We start from the raw sequence: 16,557 nt of genomic DNA on the forward strand, positions 1-16,557 counted from the left end.
CCTACGCCTTAAGCTTCCGCGTCAGGCGTTTCCTCGCCAGCTGCAACGACGTTGTCGTCACCATTTCCCTCGGCGTCCTCGGACTCTTCCTCCGGTTCGCTGATGCGCTCGACGGACACCACCTTCTCGTCCTTCGCGGTTGAGAAGATCGTGACACCCTTGGTCGCACGGCTGGCGATGCGGATGCCGCCGACCGGCACGCGGATCAACTGACCGCCATCGGAAACGAGCATGATCTGGTCGCCTTCGTCGACCGGGAAGGCCGCGACGAGTTCGCCGATCTCCGCCGTCTTCGACGTGTCCGTGGCACGGATACCCTTGCCGCCGCGTCCCGAAATACGGAAGTCGTAGGACGAGGAGCGCTTGCCGAAGCCCTTTTCGGAAACGGTCAGGACGAACTGCTCCCGCGCCTTCAGCTCTTCGTAGCGTTCGTCGCCCAGCTGTCCCTCTTCGGTGACTTCTTCGCCGACCAGCGAGATTTCTTCGGCGTCGCCCGTCGTCAGGCGGCGTTCGTTCGCAGCCCGCTTGAGGTAGGCCGCACGCTCCCATGGCTCAGCATCGACGTGGCTGACGATCGTCATCGAAATGATACGGTCGCCTTCGCCAAGGTTGATGCCGCGGACGCCGATCGAATTCCGGCCCGCAAAGACGCGGACGTCGTCGACCGAGAAGCGGATGCACTGGCCGAGCGCGGTCGTCAGAAGCACGTCGTCATGCTCGGTGCAGGTTTCGACGGAAAGGATCTCGTCGCCCTCTTCCTCGAGCTTCATCGCGATCTTGCCGTTACGGTTGACCTGGACGAAGTCCGACAGCTTGTTGCGGCGCACCGTGCCACGCGTCGTCGAGAACATGACGTCCAGGCTATCCCAGCTGTCTTCATCCTCTGGCAACGGCAGAACGGTGGTGATGCGCTCGCCTGGTTCAAGCGGCAGCATGTTGATCAGCGCCTTGCCACGCGACGTCGGTGTTCCGATCGGCAGGCGATAGACCTTCTCCTTGTAGACGATACCGCGTGACGAGAAGAACAGAACCGGCGTATGCGTGTTCAGAACGAATAGCTGGCTAACAAAATCCTCATCGCGTGTCGCCATGCCGGAGCGGCCCTTGCCGCCGCGGCGCTGCGCGCGATAGGTGCTCAGCGGTACGCGCTTGATGTAGCCGAGATGCGAGACAGTGACGACCATGTCCTCGCGGGCGATGAGATCCTCATCGTCCATCTCGAGACCGCCATCCATGATCTCGGTGCGGCGCGGCGTGCCGAACTCGTCGCGAACGGCAGCGAGCTCGTCCTTGACGATCGTCTGGATGCGGACGCGCGACGACAGGATCTCGAGGTAATCCTTGATTTCCTCGCCGATCTTGTTGAGCTCGTCGCCGATTTCGTCGCGGCCAAGAGCTGTCAGGCGAGCGAGACGCAGTTCGAGGATGGCGCGCGCCTGCTCTTCCGAGAGGTTGTACGTCATGTCCTCGTTGATGCGGTGGCGCGGATCGTCGATCAGGCGGATCAGGCTTTCGACGTCATGCGCCGGCCAGCGGCGCGTCATCAGCTCTTCGCGGGCCGACTGCGGATCCGGAGCCTGCCGGATAACCCGGATGACTTCGTCGATATTGGCAACAGCAATGGCCAGACCGACCAAGACGTGAGCGCGTTCGCGAGCCTTGCGGAGAAGGAATTTCGTTCTCCGGCTAACAACTTCCTCGCGGAACGAAACGAATGCGCGCAGCATGTCGAGCAGCGTCAGCTGCTCCGGCTTGCCGCCGTTCAGCGCCACCATGTTGCAGCCGAAGGAGGTCTGCAGCGGCGTGTAACGGTAAAGCTGGTTCAGGATCACGTCGGCGTTGGCGTCGCGCTTCAGCTCGACGACGACGCGGTAGCCCTGGCGGTCGGATTCGTCGCGAAGGTCGGAGATGCCCTCGATACGCTTGTCGCGCACCAGTTCGGCCATCTTCTCGATCATCGTCGACTTGTTCACCTGATACGGGATCTCGGTGATGATGATCTGCTCGCGATCGCCGCGCATCGGCTCGATGGTCGCGACGCCACGCATGATGACGGAGCCGCGGCCGGTTTCATAGGCCGAGCGAATGCCCGAACGACCGAGGATCTTGGCGCCCGTCGGGAAGTCGGGGCCCGGGATGATTTCCATGATCTCCGGCAGTTCAATTGCCGGATTGTCGATCAGCGCCACGCAACCGTTGATGACTTCGACGAGATTGTGCGGCGGAATGTTCGTCGCCATACCGACGGCGATACCGCCTGCCCCGTTGACCAGGAGGTTCGGGAATTTCGCGGGAACGACCACGGGCTCGGATAGCGTGCCGTCGTAGTTGTCGCGGAAATCGACCGTTTCCTTGTCGAGATCGTCGAGCAGCGAATGCGCGGCCTTTTCCAGGCGGCATTCGGTGTAGCGTTCAGCCGCCGGCGGATCGCCGTCAACGGAGCCGAAGTTGCCCTGGCCGTCGATCAGCGGCAGGCGAAGAGACCAGTCCTGCGCCATACGGGCAAGAGCGTCGTAAATCGCCGAGTTGCCGTGCGGATGGTATTTACCCATCACGTCCCCGGTAACGCGGGCGCATTTGACGTATTTCTTGTTCCAGTCGATGCCGAGTTCCGACATGCCGTAGAGGATGCGCCGATGCACAGGCTTGAGGCCGTCGCGCACATCGGGCAAAGCGCGGCTGACGATAACGCTCATCGCGTAATCGAGATACGACCGCTGCATTTCCTCCATAATGGAGATGGGCTCGATGCCTGGCGGGAGCTTCCCGCCGCCGGGGGGTGTTTGCTCAGTCAAAACGGATCACGATCTCTTCTAGAATCACTTGAAGATTTATAGCGGAAAGGCTGTTAGTACGCCAATTTTGCCAAGGGTTTTGAACAGTCTTTTGCGGTCTTATGAGGGCAAAACAAGGGTTTTGCGGCCGTCCTCACGTCATGCGAGCGGAGCTGTTTGCCAAATCCATTTCTCCGCATCACAATCGCTCGGAACCGTGGCGTTATATGGGCTCAGGGAGACACGATGGCAAGCGCGGACCAATTGATCAACGCCTTCACCACACTGCTGGTGACCATCGATCCGCCGGGGCTTGCGCCGATCTTTCTGGGCCTGACGACAGGCATGAGCCGGAGCCAGCGCAAACAGGTCGCGATCCGCGGTTCGGTCATCGCCTTCATCATCCTGGCGGTCTTTGCCCTGTTCGGCTCCAGCGTGCTTGGTGTGCTCGGCATTTCGATCGGCGCGTTCCGCATCGCCGGCGGGCTGCTGCTTTTCTGGATTGCCTTCGAGATGGTCTTCGAGAAGCGTCAGGACCGAAAGGAAAAGACCAGCACGGCAGCCATCACCATCGACCACATCCACAACATCTCGGTGTTTCCGCTGGCCATACCGCTGATTTCAGGCCCTGGCGCCATCTCCGCGACCATCCTGATAGCAGGCTCTATGCAGACGTCCTTCGAGCGGGCGCAGCTGATCATGGTCATTGCCGCCAGCCTGATGCTCCTGTTCCTGGCGCTTCTCATCGCAGACAGGCTCGACCGCTTCCTCGGCGTTACCGGCCGGGCGATCCTGACCCGCCTGCTCGGCGTCATCCTGGCCGCTCTGGCGACGCAGTTTGTCGTCGACGGCGTCAAGTCGGTGATGAACCTCGCCCCGCCGGTCTGACCTCAAAACGAAAACGGCGCACCCAAGGCGCGCCGTCTCAAAGCTTGATGCGAACGTCCGATCAGAACGGGATATCGTCGTCGAGATCGCGCGAGAAGTTGCCGCCGCCGGAGGACGCGCCACCACGGCCCGACGATTGCGACGGCGCGCCGTAGTCGTCACCGTAGCCACCACCACTGCCACCACCGTAGTCATTGCTGTTGTTGCTGCGACCACCGCCGCCGAAGCCGGAGCTTGCACCGCCGCCTTCGCCGCGCCCGTCGAGCATGGTCAGCGTCGAGCCGAAGCCCTGCAGCACCACTTCCGTGGAATAGCGGTCCTGACCCTGCTGGTCCTGCCACTTGCGGGTCTGCAGCGCGCCTTCGATATAGAGCTTGGCGCCCTTCTTCACATACTGCTCGACGACCTTGCAGAGACCTTCGTTGAAGACGACGACATTGTGCCATTCCGTCTTCTCGCGGCGTTCGCCGGAGTTGCGGTCGCGCCACGTATCGGACGTCGCGATACGAAGGTTGGCGATCGGCCGGCCATCCTGCGTGCGCCGGATTTCGGGGTCAGCGCCCACGTTTCCGATCAGAATTACCTTGTTTACGCTGCCAGCCATACTTTTCACCCTACCTGCCGCCCTGCCCGGCGGCGCTTGAAATAATCGATGTACCTTAAACTATAGCGCGCCGCCTATGGGCGTCCATTGCCGGTTCATCCACAAGGAATTTTGTTCTTTATTTGTTCTATTTAATCCCTATGATCCTGTCAACCGAATCGAAAACCTTGCACCAGATGGACATTCAGCCTCGACTCGCCAGTCGGCATCACTAAATAAGGGGCTTGTTCCAGCACAGAAGCAGAAGACGATGAGCGAACTGAAGACGATTTCAATCCGTGGCGCGCGCGAGCACAATCTGAAGGGCATCGACCTCGATCTGCCGCGCAACAAGCTTATCGTCATGACGGGGCTGTCGGGATCGGGCAAATCCTCGCTCGCCTTCGACACCATCTATGCCGAGGGCCAGCGCCGCTACGTCGAGAGCCTGTCGGCCTATGCCCGCCAGTTCCTCGAAATGATGCAGAAGCCAGATGTCGACCAGATCGACGGCCTCTCGCCGGCGATCTCGATCGAGCAGAAGACGACCTCGCGCAACCCGCGCTCGACGGTCGGTACCGTCACCGAAATCTACGACTATATGCGCCTGCTCTTCGCCCGCGTCGGCGTCCCCTATTCGCCGGCCACCGGCCTGCCGATCGAGAGCCAGACCGTCAGCCAGATGGTCGATCGCATCCTCGCCTTCGAGGAAGGCACGCGCCTCTTCATCCTCGCGCCGCTCGTGCGCGGCCGCAAGGGCGAGTACAAGAAGGAACTCGCGGAGCTCATGAAGAAGGGCTTCCAGCGCGTCAAGATCGATGGCCAGTTCTACGAGATCGCCGATGCGCCCGCGCTCGACAAGAAGTACAAGCACGACATTGATATCGTCGTCGACCGCGTCGTCGTGCGCGCCGATGTCTCGGCGCGCCTCGCCGACAGCCTGGAGACCTCGCTGAAGCTCGCCGACGGCCTCGCGATCGCCGAATTCGCCGACAAGCCGCTGCCACCGGAGGAAACCGCCGCCGGCGGCTCGGCCAACAAGTCGCTCAACGAAACGCATGAGCGCGTGCTGTTTTCCGAAAAATTCGCCTGCCCCGTCTCCGGCTTCACGATTTCGGAAATCGAGCCGCGACTGTTCTCGTTCAACAATCCGGCCGGTGCCTGCCCGACCTGCGACGGCCTCGGCGCCCAGCAGAAGATCGACGCCAACCTGATCGTGCCGGAACCCGAACGGACATTGCGCGACGGCGCGATTGCCCCGTGGGCCAAATCGTCGTCTCCCTATTACAACCAGACGCTCGAAGCACTCGGCAAGCATTTCGGCTTCAAGCTCGGCGCTCGCTGGAACGACCTCTCGGCAACAGCGCAGGACGTCATCCTCAACGGGACGGACGAGAAGATCGAGTTCCATTATGCCGACGGTGCGCGCTCCTACACCACGCACAAGAACTTCGAAGGCATCATCACCAACCTTGAGCGCCGCTGGAAGGAAACCGACAGCGCCTGGGCGCGCGAGGAAATCGAGCGCTACATGTCGGCGGCACCCTGCCCGTCCTGCAACGGCTTCCGTCTGAAGCCTGAAGCGCTAGCCGTGAAGGTCAACAAGCTGCATATCGGCCAAGTCACCGACATGTCGATCCGCGTCGCCCGCGACTGGTTCGAAACACTGCCTGGCAGTTTCAACGCCAAGCAAAACGAGATCGCCGTCCGGATCCTCAAGGAAATCAGGGACCGCCTGCGCTTCCTCAACGATGTCGGCCTCGAATATCTGAGCCTATCGCGTAATTCCGGCACGCTGTCGGGCGGCGAGAGCCAGCGTATCCGCCTCGCCTCGCAGATCGGGTCAGGCCTGACCGGCGTTCTCTACGTGCTCGACGAGCCGTCAATCGGCCTGCACCAGCGAGACAATGCCCGCCTGCTGGAGACGCTGAAGCACCTGCGCGACATCGGCAACACGGTTATCGTCGTCGAGCATGACGAAGACGCTATCCTGACGGCCGACGACGTCGTCGACATCGGGCCGGCGGCCGGCATTCATGGCGGTGAGGTCATCGCCCATGGCACGCCGCAGGATATCATGGCCAACCCAAAGTCACTGACCGGTAAATACCTGTCGGGCGAGCTTGGCGTGCCCGTTCCCGACGAACGCCGTAAGGTAAAGAAGGGTAAGGAAATCAAGGTCGTCGGTGCCCGCGGCAACAACCTGAAGAACGTCACGGCATCGATTCCGCTCGGCGTCTTCACCGCGGTCACGGGTGTGTCCGGTGGCGGCAAGTCCACCTTCCTGATCGAGACGCTCTACAAGTCCGCGGCCCGTCGTGTCATGGGCGCGCGCGAAATCCCTGCTGATCACGACCGCATCGACGGCTTCGAGCACATCGACAAGGTCATCGACATCGATCAGTCGCCGATCGGCCGCACGCCGCGCTCCAACCCGGCAACCTATACCGGCGCCTTCACGCCGATCCGCGACTGGTTCGCCGGCTTGCCGGAAGCCAAGGCGCGTGGCTACCAGCCAGGCCGCTTCTCCTTCAACGTCAAGGGCGGCCGCTGCGAGGCGTGCCAAGGCGACGGCGTCATCAAGATCGAGATGCACTTCCTGCCCGACGTCTACGTCACTTGCGACGTCTGCCACGGCAAGCGCTACAACCGCGAAACGCTCGACGTCACCTTCAAGCAGAAATCGATCGCGGACGTGCTCGACATGACCGTCGAGGAAGGCGTCGACTTCTTCGCAGCCGTCCCTGCCGTGCGCGACAAGCTGCAGGCGCTGAAGGACGTGGGCCTCGGCTATATCAAGGTCGGCCAGCAGGCGAACACGCTGTCGGGCGGCGAGGCCCAGCGCGTCAAGCTAGCCAAGGAGCTGTCGAAGCGTTCGACCGGGCGCACGCTTTACATCCTCGATGAGCCGACGACAGGCTTGCACTTCCACGACGTCGCCAAGCTGCTCGAGATGCTGCATGAACTCGTCAATCAGGGCAATTCCGTCGTGGTCATCGAGCACAACCTCGAGGTCATCAAGACGGCCGACTGGGTCCTCGATTTCGGACCAGAAGGTGGCGATGGCGGTGGCGAGATTGTTGCATCGGGAACACCCGAGGCAATCGTCAAGGAGAAGCGCTCCTATACCGGTCAGTTCCTCAAGGAGTTGCTGGAACGGCGGCCGGTGAAGAAGGTCCAGGCGGCGGAGTGAGCGATATCCTCTCCACGGTGCGCGCGCTGATCGCTGACGACAAGTTCAGGATATCTGCGCACGCACTGAAGGAGCTGTTGAACGACGATCTGCTGATCGAACCGTTGGTCACAGGAATATCTTCCGCTGTCCCCGTGGAAGAGTATCCGCAGTATCATAAGGGACCATGCGTTTTGGTCCTCCAGACAGACGAGCGGGGAGGACCCATTCATCTGCTTTGGGGCATCCCCTGCCGGTGCGACTTAGCCGGCCGTCTTGATTACCGCCTACATTCCCGATCCTGATCGCTGGAATGACGATTTCACCAGGAGGAAGCCGCAATGACGAGACAGGCGTCGCAGCTCATTCGTGAAGGGGAATTTGCCGCTGAGGTCGTTGTGGAGCTTCACGACGACGGTGGTGAATGGTCTCCGACGGTAAGCCCGGAGGATATCCGCAAGCTGGATCGCGTACGCCGCGCTCTTCGTGATCGCGATTTCGAACGTGCAGAGAAGGATGCCCGCGTTTTTCGGCTGGTGCCGCACGAGGCTGACTATTCGAAAAGCGGTTTTGGCGAAAACGAACAGGATGGATTCAACTCATGACAAAATCCGGCACTATTCGCGTCGGCATCGGCGGCTGGACGTTCGAGCCGTGGCGCAACCACTTCTTTCCCTCAGACCTCAAGCAGAAGGACGAGCTGCACTATGCCAGCCGTCAGCTGAAAGTCATCGAGGTCAACGGAACTTATTACAGCTCCCAGAAGCCGGAAACCTTTGCCAAGTGGGCGGCCGATGTGCCCGAGGGCTTCATATTTTCACTGAAGGCCAGCCGCTTCAGCACCAATCGCAAGATCCTCGCGGAAGCCGGTGAATCGGTCGAGCGCTTTCTCGGCCAGGGCATTGTCGAACTCGGTCCTCATCTCGGGCCTATCCTCTGGCAGTTTGCGCCGACCAAGAAGTTCGAGCCGGACGATTTCGAGAGCTTCCTCAAGCTCCTGCCAAGCAAGCAGGACGGCCTGCCGCTGAAGCACGTCGTCGAGGTCCGCCACGATTCCTTCAAGGTGCCGGAGTTCGTCGCGCTGCTCGCGAAATACGGCGTTGCGCCGGTCTGCGCAGAGCATTTCGACTATCCGATGGTCGCCGACGTCACGGCCGATTTCGTCTATGCGCGGCTGCAGAAAGGCTCGGACGAAATCAAGACCTGCTACCCGCCGAGTGATTTGAAAGCCTGGGCAAAACGGCTGGAGACATGGGCTGCCGGCAAGGTGCCGGATGACCTGCCGTTGATCGACGCTAACCGCACGGTGAAGCAGGAACCGCGCGACGTCTTCGCCTTCATGATTCACGAGGGCAAGGTCAATGCACCATTTGGTGCGATCGCGCTGCAGGAAGCAGTCTCCGGCTAGCGCCCCTCAAAGCGGCAGGACATGCGAAACGAGGTCCTCGGCCGTCAGGCCCTTGCCTGCTCGGGTCCCAGCCTCTCCGTGCAGGTAAACGCCGGCTGCTGCCGCCTCGAATGCAGGCATCCCCTGCGCCATCAATGCGCCGATAATGCCGGCGAGCACATCGCCTGATCCGGCAGTGGCGAGCCAGGCCGGTGCGTTGGCGTTGATCAACGCACGGCCATCGGGGGCGGCGATCACTGTATCGGCTCCCTTGAAAACGATAGCGGCATTGGCGCGGGCGGCCGCTTTCTGGGCCTTGTCGACCTTGCCGAGCGTCGCATCCTCGGCGATATCAGGAAAGAGCCGGCCGAATTCGCCGCCATGCGGGGTCATGATCAATCGGGTCTCTCCATCCGCAAACAGGCCGAACAGCTCTGCGGGGTCTTCCCGAAACGACGAGATGCCGTCGGCATCGAGAACCAGGCGACGCTCGCGAAGCGCGGCCACAAAGGCGCGCGCTTTGGCACCGGCGCCGAAGCCGGGCCCGAGAACGAATGTCTGCAGCCGTTCGTCTTGCAGCCATGTGAGGAGATCTGCCTCGCTGTCGATGGCATGCAGCATGACCGCTGTCAGATGCGTCGCATTTTCCGCCATCGCCTCGCTCGGCGCTGCGATCGTCGCAAGCCCGGCGCCGGCCCGCAGCCCCGCCATCGCTGACATTCGCGCAGCGCCTGTCTTGCCGGCACCGCCCGAAAACACGGCCAAATGACCGCGCGTGTACTTGTGGGTCTCCTGCCCCGCTGAATGCAGCGTTGGCATCCAGCGTTCGGGCAGGTTCTCGGCAACCTGTCCCTTCGCCTCAGCCCGCACGATGCGTGCCGGTATGGCGATATCCAGCACCTCCAGCGATCCGCACAACTCCCGGCCCGGCAGCAGAAGATGACCGGGTTTCCGGGTCATGAACGTAATCGTCCGCTCGGCAACAAATGCTGCACCGAGAACCGCGCCGGTTCGTCCGTCGAGGCCAGACGGCAGGTCCACGGCGAGCACAGGCACGCGTGCTGACGCGACACGCCCAATCACGGCAGCAACGGCCTCGGGTACGTCGCGGCTCAACCCGGCGCCAAAGAGCGCATCGATCACCACGTCTCCCGTCGCCGGCTGGTAGCCCTCGAGCGGCGACGTCTGTTCACCCCAGCCATCGCGCGCCCGCGCTGCGTCGCCTTTCAGCCGCGCCGGGTCGCCCAGATGAAACACATTGACGTCTACGCCGCTATCCGCAAGGCACCGCGCCGCCACATAGCCATCGCCGCCATTGTTGCCTGGGCCACAGAGGACGACCGCGCGGACAGCCCCTGAGTGGAACCGGAGAAAGGCGGCGCCCACGCCGGCCCCCGCACGCAGCATCAAGCCAAAGTTGTCGATGCCGGATGCGGCGGCAGCCGCATCGACAGCAGCCATTTCGGAGGGTGATAAAAGGAGGTGCGCGAGACTCTGGTTCATGGAGGCATTCAATCAGAAACCGCCTAAATAACAACCGTTTGCCGAAGAATGATGATGATCACTATTTAATCATTTGCCTATTTTTTAGAATTATCATGAATGCATCTACGCCTTATAAGCGACCGCAAATATTATGAATTTGCACGGTTTTTTCTTCAATCGGCATTATTTTTCGCGCATTTCGGCGAAGAATGCACCGATCTTGCTTGAATTCCGGCCATTTTCAGCCCGCGGCGACCAATTTTCCGAAAATTCCGCTTTCCAACTGGCACGATAACTGCATCATGTCAGCGGGTGGGTATCGACCTGCTATAACAGGAGAAGCGGAGAGTCATTTTCTCATGAAAAAGATCGAAGCGATCATTAAGCCCTTCAAGCTGGACGAAGTGAAGGAAGCCCTTCAGGAAGTTGGCCTGCAGGGTATTACAGTCACGGAAGCGAAGGGCTTCGGTCGTCAGAAAGGCCATACGGAACTCTACCGTGGCGCGGAATACGTCGTCGACTTCCTGCCGAAGGTGAAGGTCGAAGTCGTCCTCGCCGACGAGAACGCGGAAGCCGTAATCGACGCGATCCGCAAGGCCGCGCAGACCGGACGTATTGGCGACGGCAAGATTTTTGTATCCAATATCGAAGAGGTCATCCGTATCCGCACCGGCGAAACCGGTGTCGATGCCATCTGACCTTTGTCGCCCTCCGGCGAAACAACGTATCGTCATCTCAAATAAAGGAACTATTTAATGGCGACCGCAAGCGAAATCCTCAAGCAAATCAAGGATAACGACGTCAAGTTCGTTGACCTGCGCTTTACTGACCCGAAGGGCAAGCTGCAGCACGTAACGATGGATGTGGTTTGCGTCGACGAAGACATGTTCGCCGATGGCGTCATGTTCGACGGCTCCTCGATCGGCGGCTGGAAGGCTATCAACGAATCCGACATGGTGTTGATGCCGGACCCCGAAACGGTTCACATGGATCCGTTCTTCGCGCAGTCCACCATGGTCATCCTCTGCGATATCCTGGACCCGGTTTCGGGCGAAGCCTATAACCGCGACCCGCGCGGCACCGCCAAGAAGGCCGAAGCCTACCTCAAGGCGTCGGGCATCGGCGACACCGTATTCGTCGGTCCTGAAGCAGAGTTCTTCATTTTCGATGACGTTCGCTACAAGGCAGACCCCTACAACACCGGCTTCAAGCTCGACTCCACCGAACTGCCGTCCAACGACGACACCGAATACGAGACCGGCAACCTGGGCCACCGTCCGCGCGTCAAGGGCGGCTACTTCCCGGTTCCGCCGATCGACAGCTGCCAGGACATGCGCTCCGAAATGCTGACCGTCCTGTCGGAGATGGGCGTCGTCGTCGAGAAGCACCACCATGAAGTGGCGGCTGCCCAGCACGAGCTCGGCATCAAGTTCGACACGCTCGTTCGCAACGCCGACAAGATGCAGATCTACAAGTACGTCGTGCACCAGGTCGCCAATGCCTACGGCAAGACGGCAACCTTCATGCCGAAGCCGATCTTCGGCGACAACGGCTCTGGCATGCACGTCCACCTTTCGATCTGGAAGGGCGGCAAGCCGAGCTTCGCCGGTGACGAATACGCAGGCCTGTCCGAGAGCTGCCTCTATTTCATCGGCGGCGTCATCAAGCACGCCAAGGCGCTGAATGCCTTCACCAACCCGTCGACGAACTCCTACAAGCGTCTCGTCCCGGGCTATGAGGCACCGGTCCTGCTCGCCTACTCGGCCCGCAACCGTTCGGCCTCGTGCCGCATTCCGTTCGGCAACAACCCGAAGGCAAAGCGCGTCGAAGTCCGCTTCCCGGATCCGATGGCGAACCCCTACCTCGCCTTCGCAGCGATGCTGATGGCCGGCCTCGACGGCATCAAGAACAAGATCCATCCCGGCAAGGCCATGGACAAGGATCTCTACGACCTGCCGCCGAAGGAACTGAAGAAGATCCCGACGGTTTGCGGCTCGCTGCGCGAAGCTCTGGAGAGCCTCGACAAGGATCGCAAGTTCCTGACCGCCGGCGGCGTGTTCGACGACGACCAGATCGACAGCTTCATCGAGCTGAAGATGATCGAGGTCATGCGCTACGACATGACCCCGCATCCCGTCGAATACGACATGTACTATTCTGCCTGATGATAGAAGAAGCCCCGGTCTTCCGGGGCTTCTTGCCTGCCCGACGTCACGGACGATCTATGCGGATGTGACACTCATGTGACGAGATCTCGCACAAATCTTGATTTGAGTGAGACCAATCACCAAATCAGGTGATGAAAGGAAGTCGTACCATGAAAGAAAAAACAGCTAAGTTCAGTATCGGTGAAGTGGTTCGGCACAAGGTATTTCCGTTTCGCGGCGTCATCTTCGATGTCGATCCGGAATTTGCGAACACGGAAGAATGGTGGAACTCAATCCCCGCCGAAGTGCGCCCTAGCAAGGACCAACCCTTCTACCATCTGCTCGCCGAAAATGACGAGAACGAATACGTTGCCTACGTGTCAGAGCAGAACCTCGTGAATGACGAGAGCGGCGTCCCGCTCCGCAACGAACAGGTCTATCAGATCTTCGATATGGCGCCGACCGGGCAGTTCAAACCCAAGATGAGCTTCGCCCACTAACTCCAAGCATACTCAATTCAAACCCCGCTTCCCGGCGGGGTTTTTTCTTTGCCCTTCCGGCAACAAAAAACCCGGCCTGGAGCCGGGTTCTTCGTGAATTCCAAGAGGATCAGATTACTGAGCCTTGGCAGCCTTCTGAGCGTCTTCAAGCTTCTTGCGCGCTTCGTCAGCCTTCTTCTGCATGCTGTCCTGCAGGCTCTTCTGGCTTTCGGCCAGCTTCGACTGAGATACAGCCTCGCCGTCGTATGCACCGGTGAAGCCTTCAAGCGAAATCTTGATCGGGTTCGGCGCGCGGCGGAAGTTGATCGAGGTCAGCACGAGATCCGTGCCCTTCTTCAGGCTTGCGATCATCGCGTCGGTCAGCGGGATCTGGGCGACGCAACGGTCAGGCATGCACATCAGGTAGTCGATCTTCTGGGCCTTGCCACCGTCGATCTGCATCGCGATGCCTGGCGGGATCAGACGTGCCGGAGGAACCGAAACCTGAAGGCTCTTGTTGTTGATCTTGCCGGTGACGCTGATGAGGCCAACGCCCGTGACCAGCTGACCGCCGCCGGCGAGAACGACGTTCTGTACAACGCAGACGTCATTGTCTTCCTGCTTGCTGCAGGTCTTGTACCAGCCAAGGCGGGGGGCGCCTGCAGCCTGGGCCGGAGCGTCAGCCGACGCATCTTGCGCGAAAGAAGACACCGGAGCCGCTACGGCGCCGAGCATCACGGCCAGAACGGACAGAGCTGCCCGCGTTTTCTTTTCAGACTTGAACATAACGAATTCCGTCTCCTGGTATCCCATTGGGACAGCGGATATGCCGTCCTCACCAACAGGGTTGTTCGCACCCCACCTCTTAAAAAAATGAGGCAAATGCATGACCCCCCGGCTTCGGGTTCTCCTGTTACATTGCGTCGCTAAAGATATCCAGTATTTCTTTGGCGTTTTGACCATCGCCGGAAAGAATCTGTTGCCGATGGTGAACTGCTTGAGCTGCATGATACTGTCGGACCCGAATCGTACCGTCTTCCGGAAAGGATTTCAGGGATGCTCCGGATCGTTCTTCCCATCGTCTTCACTCTGATTTGCGAGGCAGCCGTTGCCGAACCAGTGCATGGAATCGCTATGCACGGCGCCCCGGCGCTGCCCGCCGATTTCAAGCACCTGCCCTACGTCAATCCCGATGTGAGAAAGGGCGGCAAGATCGCCTATGGCGTGGTCGGCACGTTCGACAACCTCAATCCGTTCATCCTCAAGAGCATGCGTACGACGGCGCGCGGAATGTGGGATCCGGAATACGGCAACCTCGTCTACGAGACGCTAATGTTGCGCTCACGTGACGAACCGTTCACGCTGTATGGACTGCTGGCTGAATCCGTCGAATGGAACGACGACCGGACCTATATCCAGTTCAATCTCAATCCGGCCGCCAAGTGGTCGGATGGGCAGCCCGTCACGCCTGACGACGTCATCTTCTCGTTCAACCTGCTGAAGGAAAAAGGCCGTGTGCCGTTCAGCACCCGATTGAATGCCGTGGAGAAGATGGAGAAGGTTGGCGACCACAGCGTTCGCTTCACATTCAACGACAAGGCGGATCGGGAATTCCCGCTCATCCTGGCCGGTTCGACGCCCATCCTGCCGCAGCATGCAATCAAGCCGGACAGCTTCGACCGCTCCTCGCTTGCGCCGCCGATCGGCTCCGGCCCGTACAAGGTCAAATCGCTGAAACCCGGCGAGAGCATCACCTTCGAGCGCGATCCCAACTACTGGGGCAAGGATATTCCGGCAAAGGTCGGCATGGACAATTACGACCAGATCACCGTTCAATACTTCCTGCAGGACACGACGCTCTTCGAATCCTTCAAGAAGGGCGATGTCGATCTCTACCCGGATGGCAGCCCCGGCCATTGGGCGAGCGCCTACAATTTCCCGGCGGCGACCTCGGGCAACGTCGTCAAGGATGTCTTTGAACCGAAACTGCCGAGCGGCATGTTCGGCTTCGTCTTCAACACGCGCCGGTCGGTATTCGCCAATGAGAAGCTGCGCGAGGGCCTGTCGCTGATCTTCGATTTCGAATGGGCAAACAAGAACCTGTTCTCGGGCGCCTATATCAGGACGCAAAGCTACTGGCAGAATTCGGAGCTTTCGAGTTTCGGTGTTCCAGCCGACGAGCGCGAACTGAAGCTGCTCGGTCCGATCAAGGATCGCATCAATCCGGCAATTCTTGACGGCACCTACAAGCTGCCTGTGACCGACGGCTCAGGCCGCGACCGCAACGTTCTGAAGCAGGCGGCCGCCCTGCTCAAGGAGGCAGGCTATACGATCAAGAACGGCAAGATGAGCGATGCCAGCGGCAGACCCCTGATCTTCGAGATCATGACCCAGAATACCGACCAGGAGAAGCTTGCGGTTTCCTACCAGCGCTCGCTGCAGCTGCTCGGGATCGGCGCGTCGATCCGCACGGTCGACGATTCGCAGTATCAGAGCCGCACCAGCAGCTTCGACTACGATGTCATCGTGAAGTCCTATACTTCTTCGCTGTCGCCAGGCATCGAGCAGCTGGGCCGCTGGTCGTCCGCCTCGAAGGATCGGGAAGGCACCGACAATTTCGCCGGCGTCGCCGATCCAGATGTCGACACACTTATCCAGCACATCCTCACCGCCCGTTCGGCCGAAGACTTCACTGCCGCCGTGCGCTCGCATGACCGCATGCTGCTGTCGGGCCATTACGTGCTGCCGCTCTACCACGTCGACAAGCAATGGGTGGCGCGCAGCAAGCGTATCGGCCACCCGGACACCGTGCCGCTCTACGGCTACCAGCTGCCCGCCTGGTGGGACCAGAGCGCGCAATAGGAGGTGGTTCTCTTTTCCTGCCTGGTTGAAGTCTCCGCCCTCAACGACTAGATGGCTGGAAACGCAAGCCACTGAATCAAGGCTGAATCCAGGAAAGGAAAGCCCATGGAACGCATAACGATCGATGTCGTCTCGGATGTCGTCTGCCCGTGGTGCTATCTTGGCAAGGCACGGCTCGAACTGGCGATCGCCGAGGTTCAGGACGAGGTCGGCGTCGACATCAACTGGCGTCCCTATCGGCTCAACCCCGACTATCCGCCGGAAGGCGTCGATCAAAAGCAGGCGTTGGAAGCAAAGCTCGGTGGCGCCGAGCGTGTGGCCCAGGGTCACAAGATGCTGACGGATCTCGGCCGTGAGGTCGGAATCCATTTCAATTTCGACGCCATCAAGATTGGCCCGAACACGCTCGATGCCCACCGGCTCATTCACTGGGCAATGATCGAGGATCGCGACAAGGCCGACAAGGTGGTCAATGCGCTGTTCAAGGCGAATTTCGAGGAAGGCCTGAATGTCGGTGATCACGCCGTGCTGCTCGATATCGCGGAGAAAGCTGGCCTCGACCGCGCGGTGACCGCCTCCCTGCTCACCTCCGATGCCGACAAGGTTCTCGTCGTCGAGGAAATCGAATCGGCGCAGAAGATGGGCGTCAACGGTGTGCCCTTCTTCATCTTCGACCAGCAATACGCCGTCAGCGGCGCCCAGACGCCAGACGTGATCGCAGGCGCGCTGCGCGACATCGCCAAGGCCAAGGCCGAAGCCCGCGCCGGGATGAACTGATCG

Annotated in this window: 14 protein-coding genes; 10 read left to right on the forward strand and 4 right to left on the reverse strand. The window is 60.3% G+C overall.

What is annotated here, in order from left to right:
* Positions 1-8: 8 nt before the first annotated feature.
* Positions 9-2,795 carry a DNA gyrase subunit A gene (gyrA, locus tag A6U87_RS24465; RefSeq protein ID WP_065693921.1) on the reverse strand — a complete coding sequence of 929 codons (2,787 nt, stop codon included), beginning with the start codon at positions 2,793-2,795 and terminating at the stop codon, positions 9-11.
* A 225-nt stretch (positions 2,796-3,020) separates the two neighbouring features.
* Here gyrA and A6U87_RS24470 point away from each other — a divergent pair, with 225 nt between their 5' ends.
* On the forward strand, positions 3,021-3,662 hold the full coding sequence (locus A6U87_RS24470; protein ID WP_065693922.1) for a MarC family protein: 642 nt from the start codon (positions 3,021-3,023) through the stop codon (positions 3,660-3,662).
* Between the two features lie 61 nt (positions 3,663-3,723).
* Here A6U87_RS24470 and A6U87_RS24475 read toward each other — a convergent pair whose 3' ends face one another.
* Complete coding sequence (locus tag A6U87_RS24475) at positions 3,724-4,266, reverse strand: single-stranded DNA-binding protein (protein ID WP_065693923.1); 543 nt, start codon at positions 4,264-4,266, stop codon at positions 3,724-3,726.
* A gap of 250 nt (positions 4,267-4,516) precedes the next feature.
* On the opposite strand from A6U87_RS24475, the gene uvrA reads away from it, so the two are divergent.
* Genes uvrA through A6U87_RS24495 form a run of 4 tightly spaced genes read left to right on the forward strand, consistent with a single transcriptional unit; the run spans position 4,517 to position 8,825 of the window.
* On the forward strand, positions 4,517-7,438 hold the full coding sequence (gene uvrA / locus A6U87_RS24480) for an excinuclease ABC subunit UvrA (protein WP_065693924.1): 2,922 nt from the start codon (positions 4,517-4,519) through the stop codon (positions 7,436-7,438).
* A 17-nt stretch (positions 7,439-7,455) separates the two neighbouring features.
* Positions 7,456-7,722: a DUF4258 domain-containing protein gene (locus A6U87_RS30735; RefSeq protein WP_369327863.1), complete on the forward strand. Its 267-nt coding sequence runs from the start codon at positions 7,456-7,458 to the stop codon at positions 7,720-7,722.
* A gap of 36 nt (positions 7,723-7,758) precedes the next feature.
* Positions 7,759-8,022: a hypothetical protein gene (locus A6U87_RS24490; protein ID WP_065693925.1), complete on the forward strand. Its 264-nt coding sequence runs from the start codon at positions 7,759-7,761 to the stop codon at positions 8,020-8,022.
* Entirely contained in the window at positions 8,019-8,825 is an 807-nt protein-coding gene (locus A6U87_RS24495; RefSeq protein WP_065693926.1) for a DUF72 domain-containing protein, read from the forward strand. The genes A6U87_RS24490 and A6U87_RS24495 overlap by 4 nt, the downstream gene beginning before the upstream one ends.
* A 6-nt stretch (positions 8,826-8,831) precedes the next feature.
* Here A6U87_RS24495 and A6U87_RS24500 read toward each other — a convergent pair whose 3' ends face one another.
* The gene (locus A6U87_RS24500; RefSeq protein ID WP_065693927.1) at positions 8,832-10,307 is read right to left on the reverse strand and encodes an NAD(P)H-hydrate dehydratase; all 1,476 of its coding nucleotides are present in this window, start codon (positions 10,305-10,307) and stop codon (positions 8,832-8,834) included.
* Positions 10,308-10,648: 341 nt separating this feature from the next.
* On the opposite strand from A6U87_RS24500, the gene A6U87_RS24505 reads away from it, so the two are divergent.
* The 3 genes from A6U87_RS24505 to hspQ all read left to right on the forward strand — a co-directional run bounded on the left by A6U87_RS24505 (position 10,649) and on the right by hspQ (position 12,936).
* Complete coding sequence (locus A6U87_RS24505; RefSeq protein WP_018900556.1) at positions 10,649-10,987, forward strand: P-II family nitrogen regulator; 339 nt, start codon at positions 10,649-10,651, stop codon at positions 10,985-10,987.
* A 57-nt stretch (positions 10,988-11,044) separates the two neighbouring features.
* Positions 11,045-12,454 (forward strand): type I glutamate--ammonia ligase, encoded by a 1,410-nt coding sequence (gene glnA, locus A6U87_RS24510; RefSeq protein WP_065693928.1) that lies wholly within the window; start codon positions 11,045-11,047, stop codon positions 12,452-12,454.
* 152 nt (positions 12,455-12,606) lie between these two features.
* A complete protein-coding gene (gene hspQ / locus A6U87_RS24515) occupies positions 12,607-12,936 on the forward strand; it encodes a heat shock protein HspQ (RefSeq protein WP_065693929.1) in 330 nt (109 codons plus the stop codon).
* Positions 12,937-13,050: 114 nt separating this feature from the next.
* Here hspQ and A6U87_RS24520 read toward each other — a convergent pair whose 3' ends face one another.
* The gene (locus A6U87_RS24520; RefSeq protein WP_065694097.1) at positions 13,051-13,701 is read right to left on the reverse strand and encodes an invasion associated locus B family protein; all 651 of its coding nucleotides are present in this window, start codon (positions 13,699-13,701) and stop codon (positions 13,051-13,053) included.
* A gap of 270 nt (positions 13,702-13,971) precedes the next feature.
* Between A6U87_RS24520 and A6U87_RS24525 the strand changes: the two genes are divergently transcribed.
* Together A6U87_RS24525 and A6U87_RS24530 are read left to right on the forward strand one after the other, a co-directional pair.
* Entirely contained in the window at positions 13,972-15,777 is a 1,806-nt protein-coding gene (locus tag A6U87_RS24525; RefSeq protein WP_065693930.1) for an extracellular solute-binding protein, read from the forward strand.
* A 105-nt stretch (positions 15,778-15,882) separates the two neighbouring features.
* The gene (locus tag A6U87_RS24530) at positions 15,883-16,554 is read left to right on the forward strand and encodes a DsbA family oxidoreductase (RefSeq protein ID WP_065693931.1); all 672 of its coding nucleotides are present in this window, start codon (positions 15,883-15,885) and stop codon (positions 16,552-16,554) included.
* The last annotated feature ends 3 nt before the right edge of the window (positions 16,555-16,557 follow it).

This window comes from Rhizobium sp. AC44/96 (genome assembly GCF_001692185.1).
In the GTDB taxonomy this organism is placed as follows: domain Bacteria; phylum Pseudomonadota; class Alphaproteobacteria; order Rhizobiales; family Rhizobiaceae; genus Rhizobium.

Coding starts and splice junctions, on each gene's coding strand:
- A6U87_RS24470 (WP_065693922.1), top strand. CDS start 3,021: ATGGCAAGCGCGGACCAATTGATCAACGCCTTCACCACACTGCTGGTG.
- A6U87_RS24475 (WP_065693923.1), bottom strand. CDS start 4,266: ATGGCTGGCAGCGTAAACAAGGTAATTCTGATCGGAAACGTGGGCGCT.
- uvrA (WP_065693924.1), top strand. CDS start 4,517: ATGAGCGAACTGAAGACGATTTCAATCCGTGGCGCGCGCGAGCACAAT.
- A6U87_RS24490 (WP_065693925.1), top strand. CDS start 7,759: ATGACGAGACAGGCGTCGCAGCTCATTCGTGAAGGGGAATTTGCCGCT.
- A6U87_RS24495 (WP_065693926.1), top strand. CDS start 8,019: ATGACAAAATCCGGCACTATTCGCGTCGGCATCGGCGGCTGGACGTTC.
- A6U87_RS24500 (WP_065693927.1), bottom strand. CDS start 10,307: ATGAACCAGAGTCTCGCGCACCTCCTTTTATCACCCTCCGAAATGGCT.
- A6U87_RS24505 (WP_018900556.1), top strand. CDS start 10,649: ATGAAAAAGATCGAAGCGATCATTAAGCCCTTCAAGCTGGACGAAGTG.
- glnA (WP_065693928.1), top strand. CDS start 11,045: ATGGCGACCGCAAGCGAAATCCTCAAGCAAATCAAGGATAACGACGTC.
- hspQ (WP_065693929.1), top strand. CDS start 12,607: ATGAAAGAAAAAACAGCTAAGTTCAGTATCGGTGAAGTGGTTCGGCAC.
- A6U87_RS24520 (WP_065694097.1), bottom strand. CDS start 13,701: ATGTTCAAGTCTGAAAAGAAAACGCGGGCAGCTCTGTCCGTTCTGGCC.
- A6U87_RS24525 (WP_065693930.1), top strand. CDS start 13,972: ATGCTCCGGATCGTTCTTCCCATCGTCTTCACTCTGATTTGCGAGGCA.
- A6U87_RS24530 (WP_065693931.1), top strand. CDS start 15,883: ATGGAACGCATAACGATCGATGTCGTCTCGGATGTCGTCTGCCCGTGG.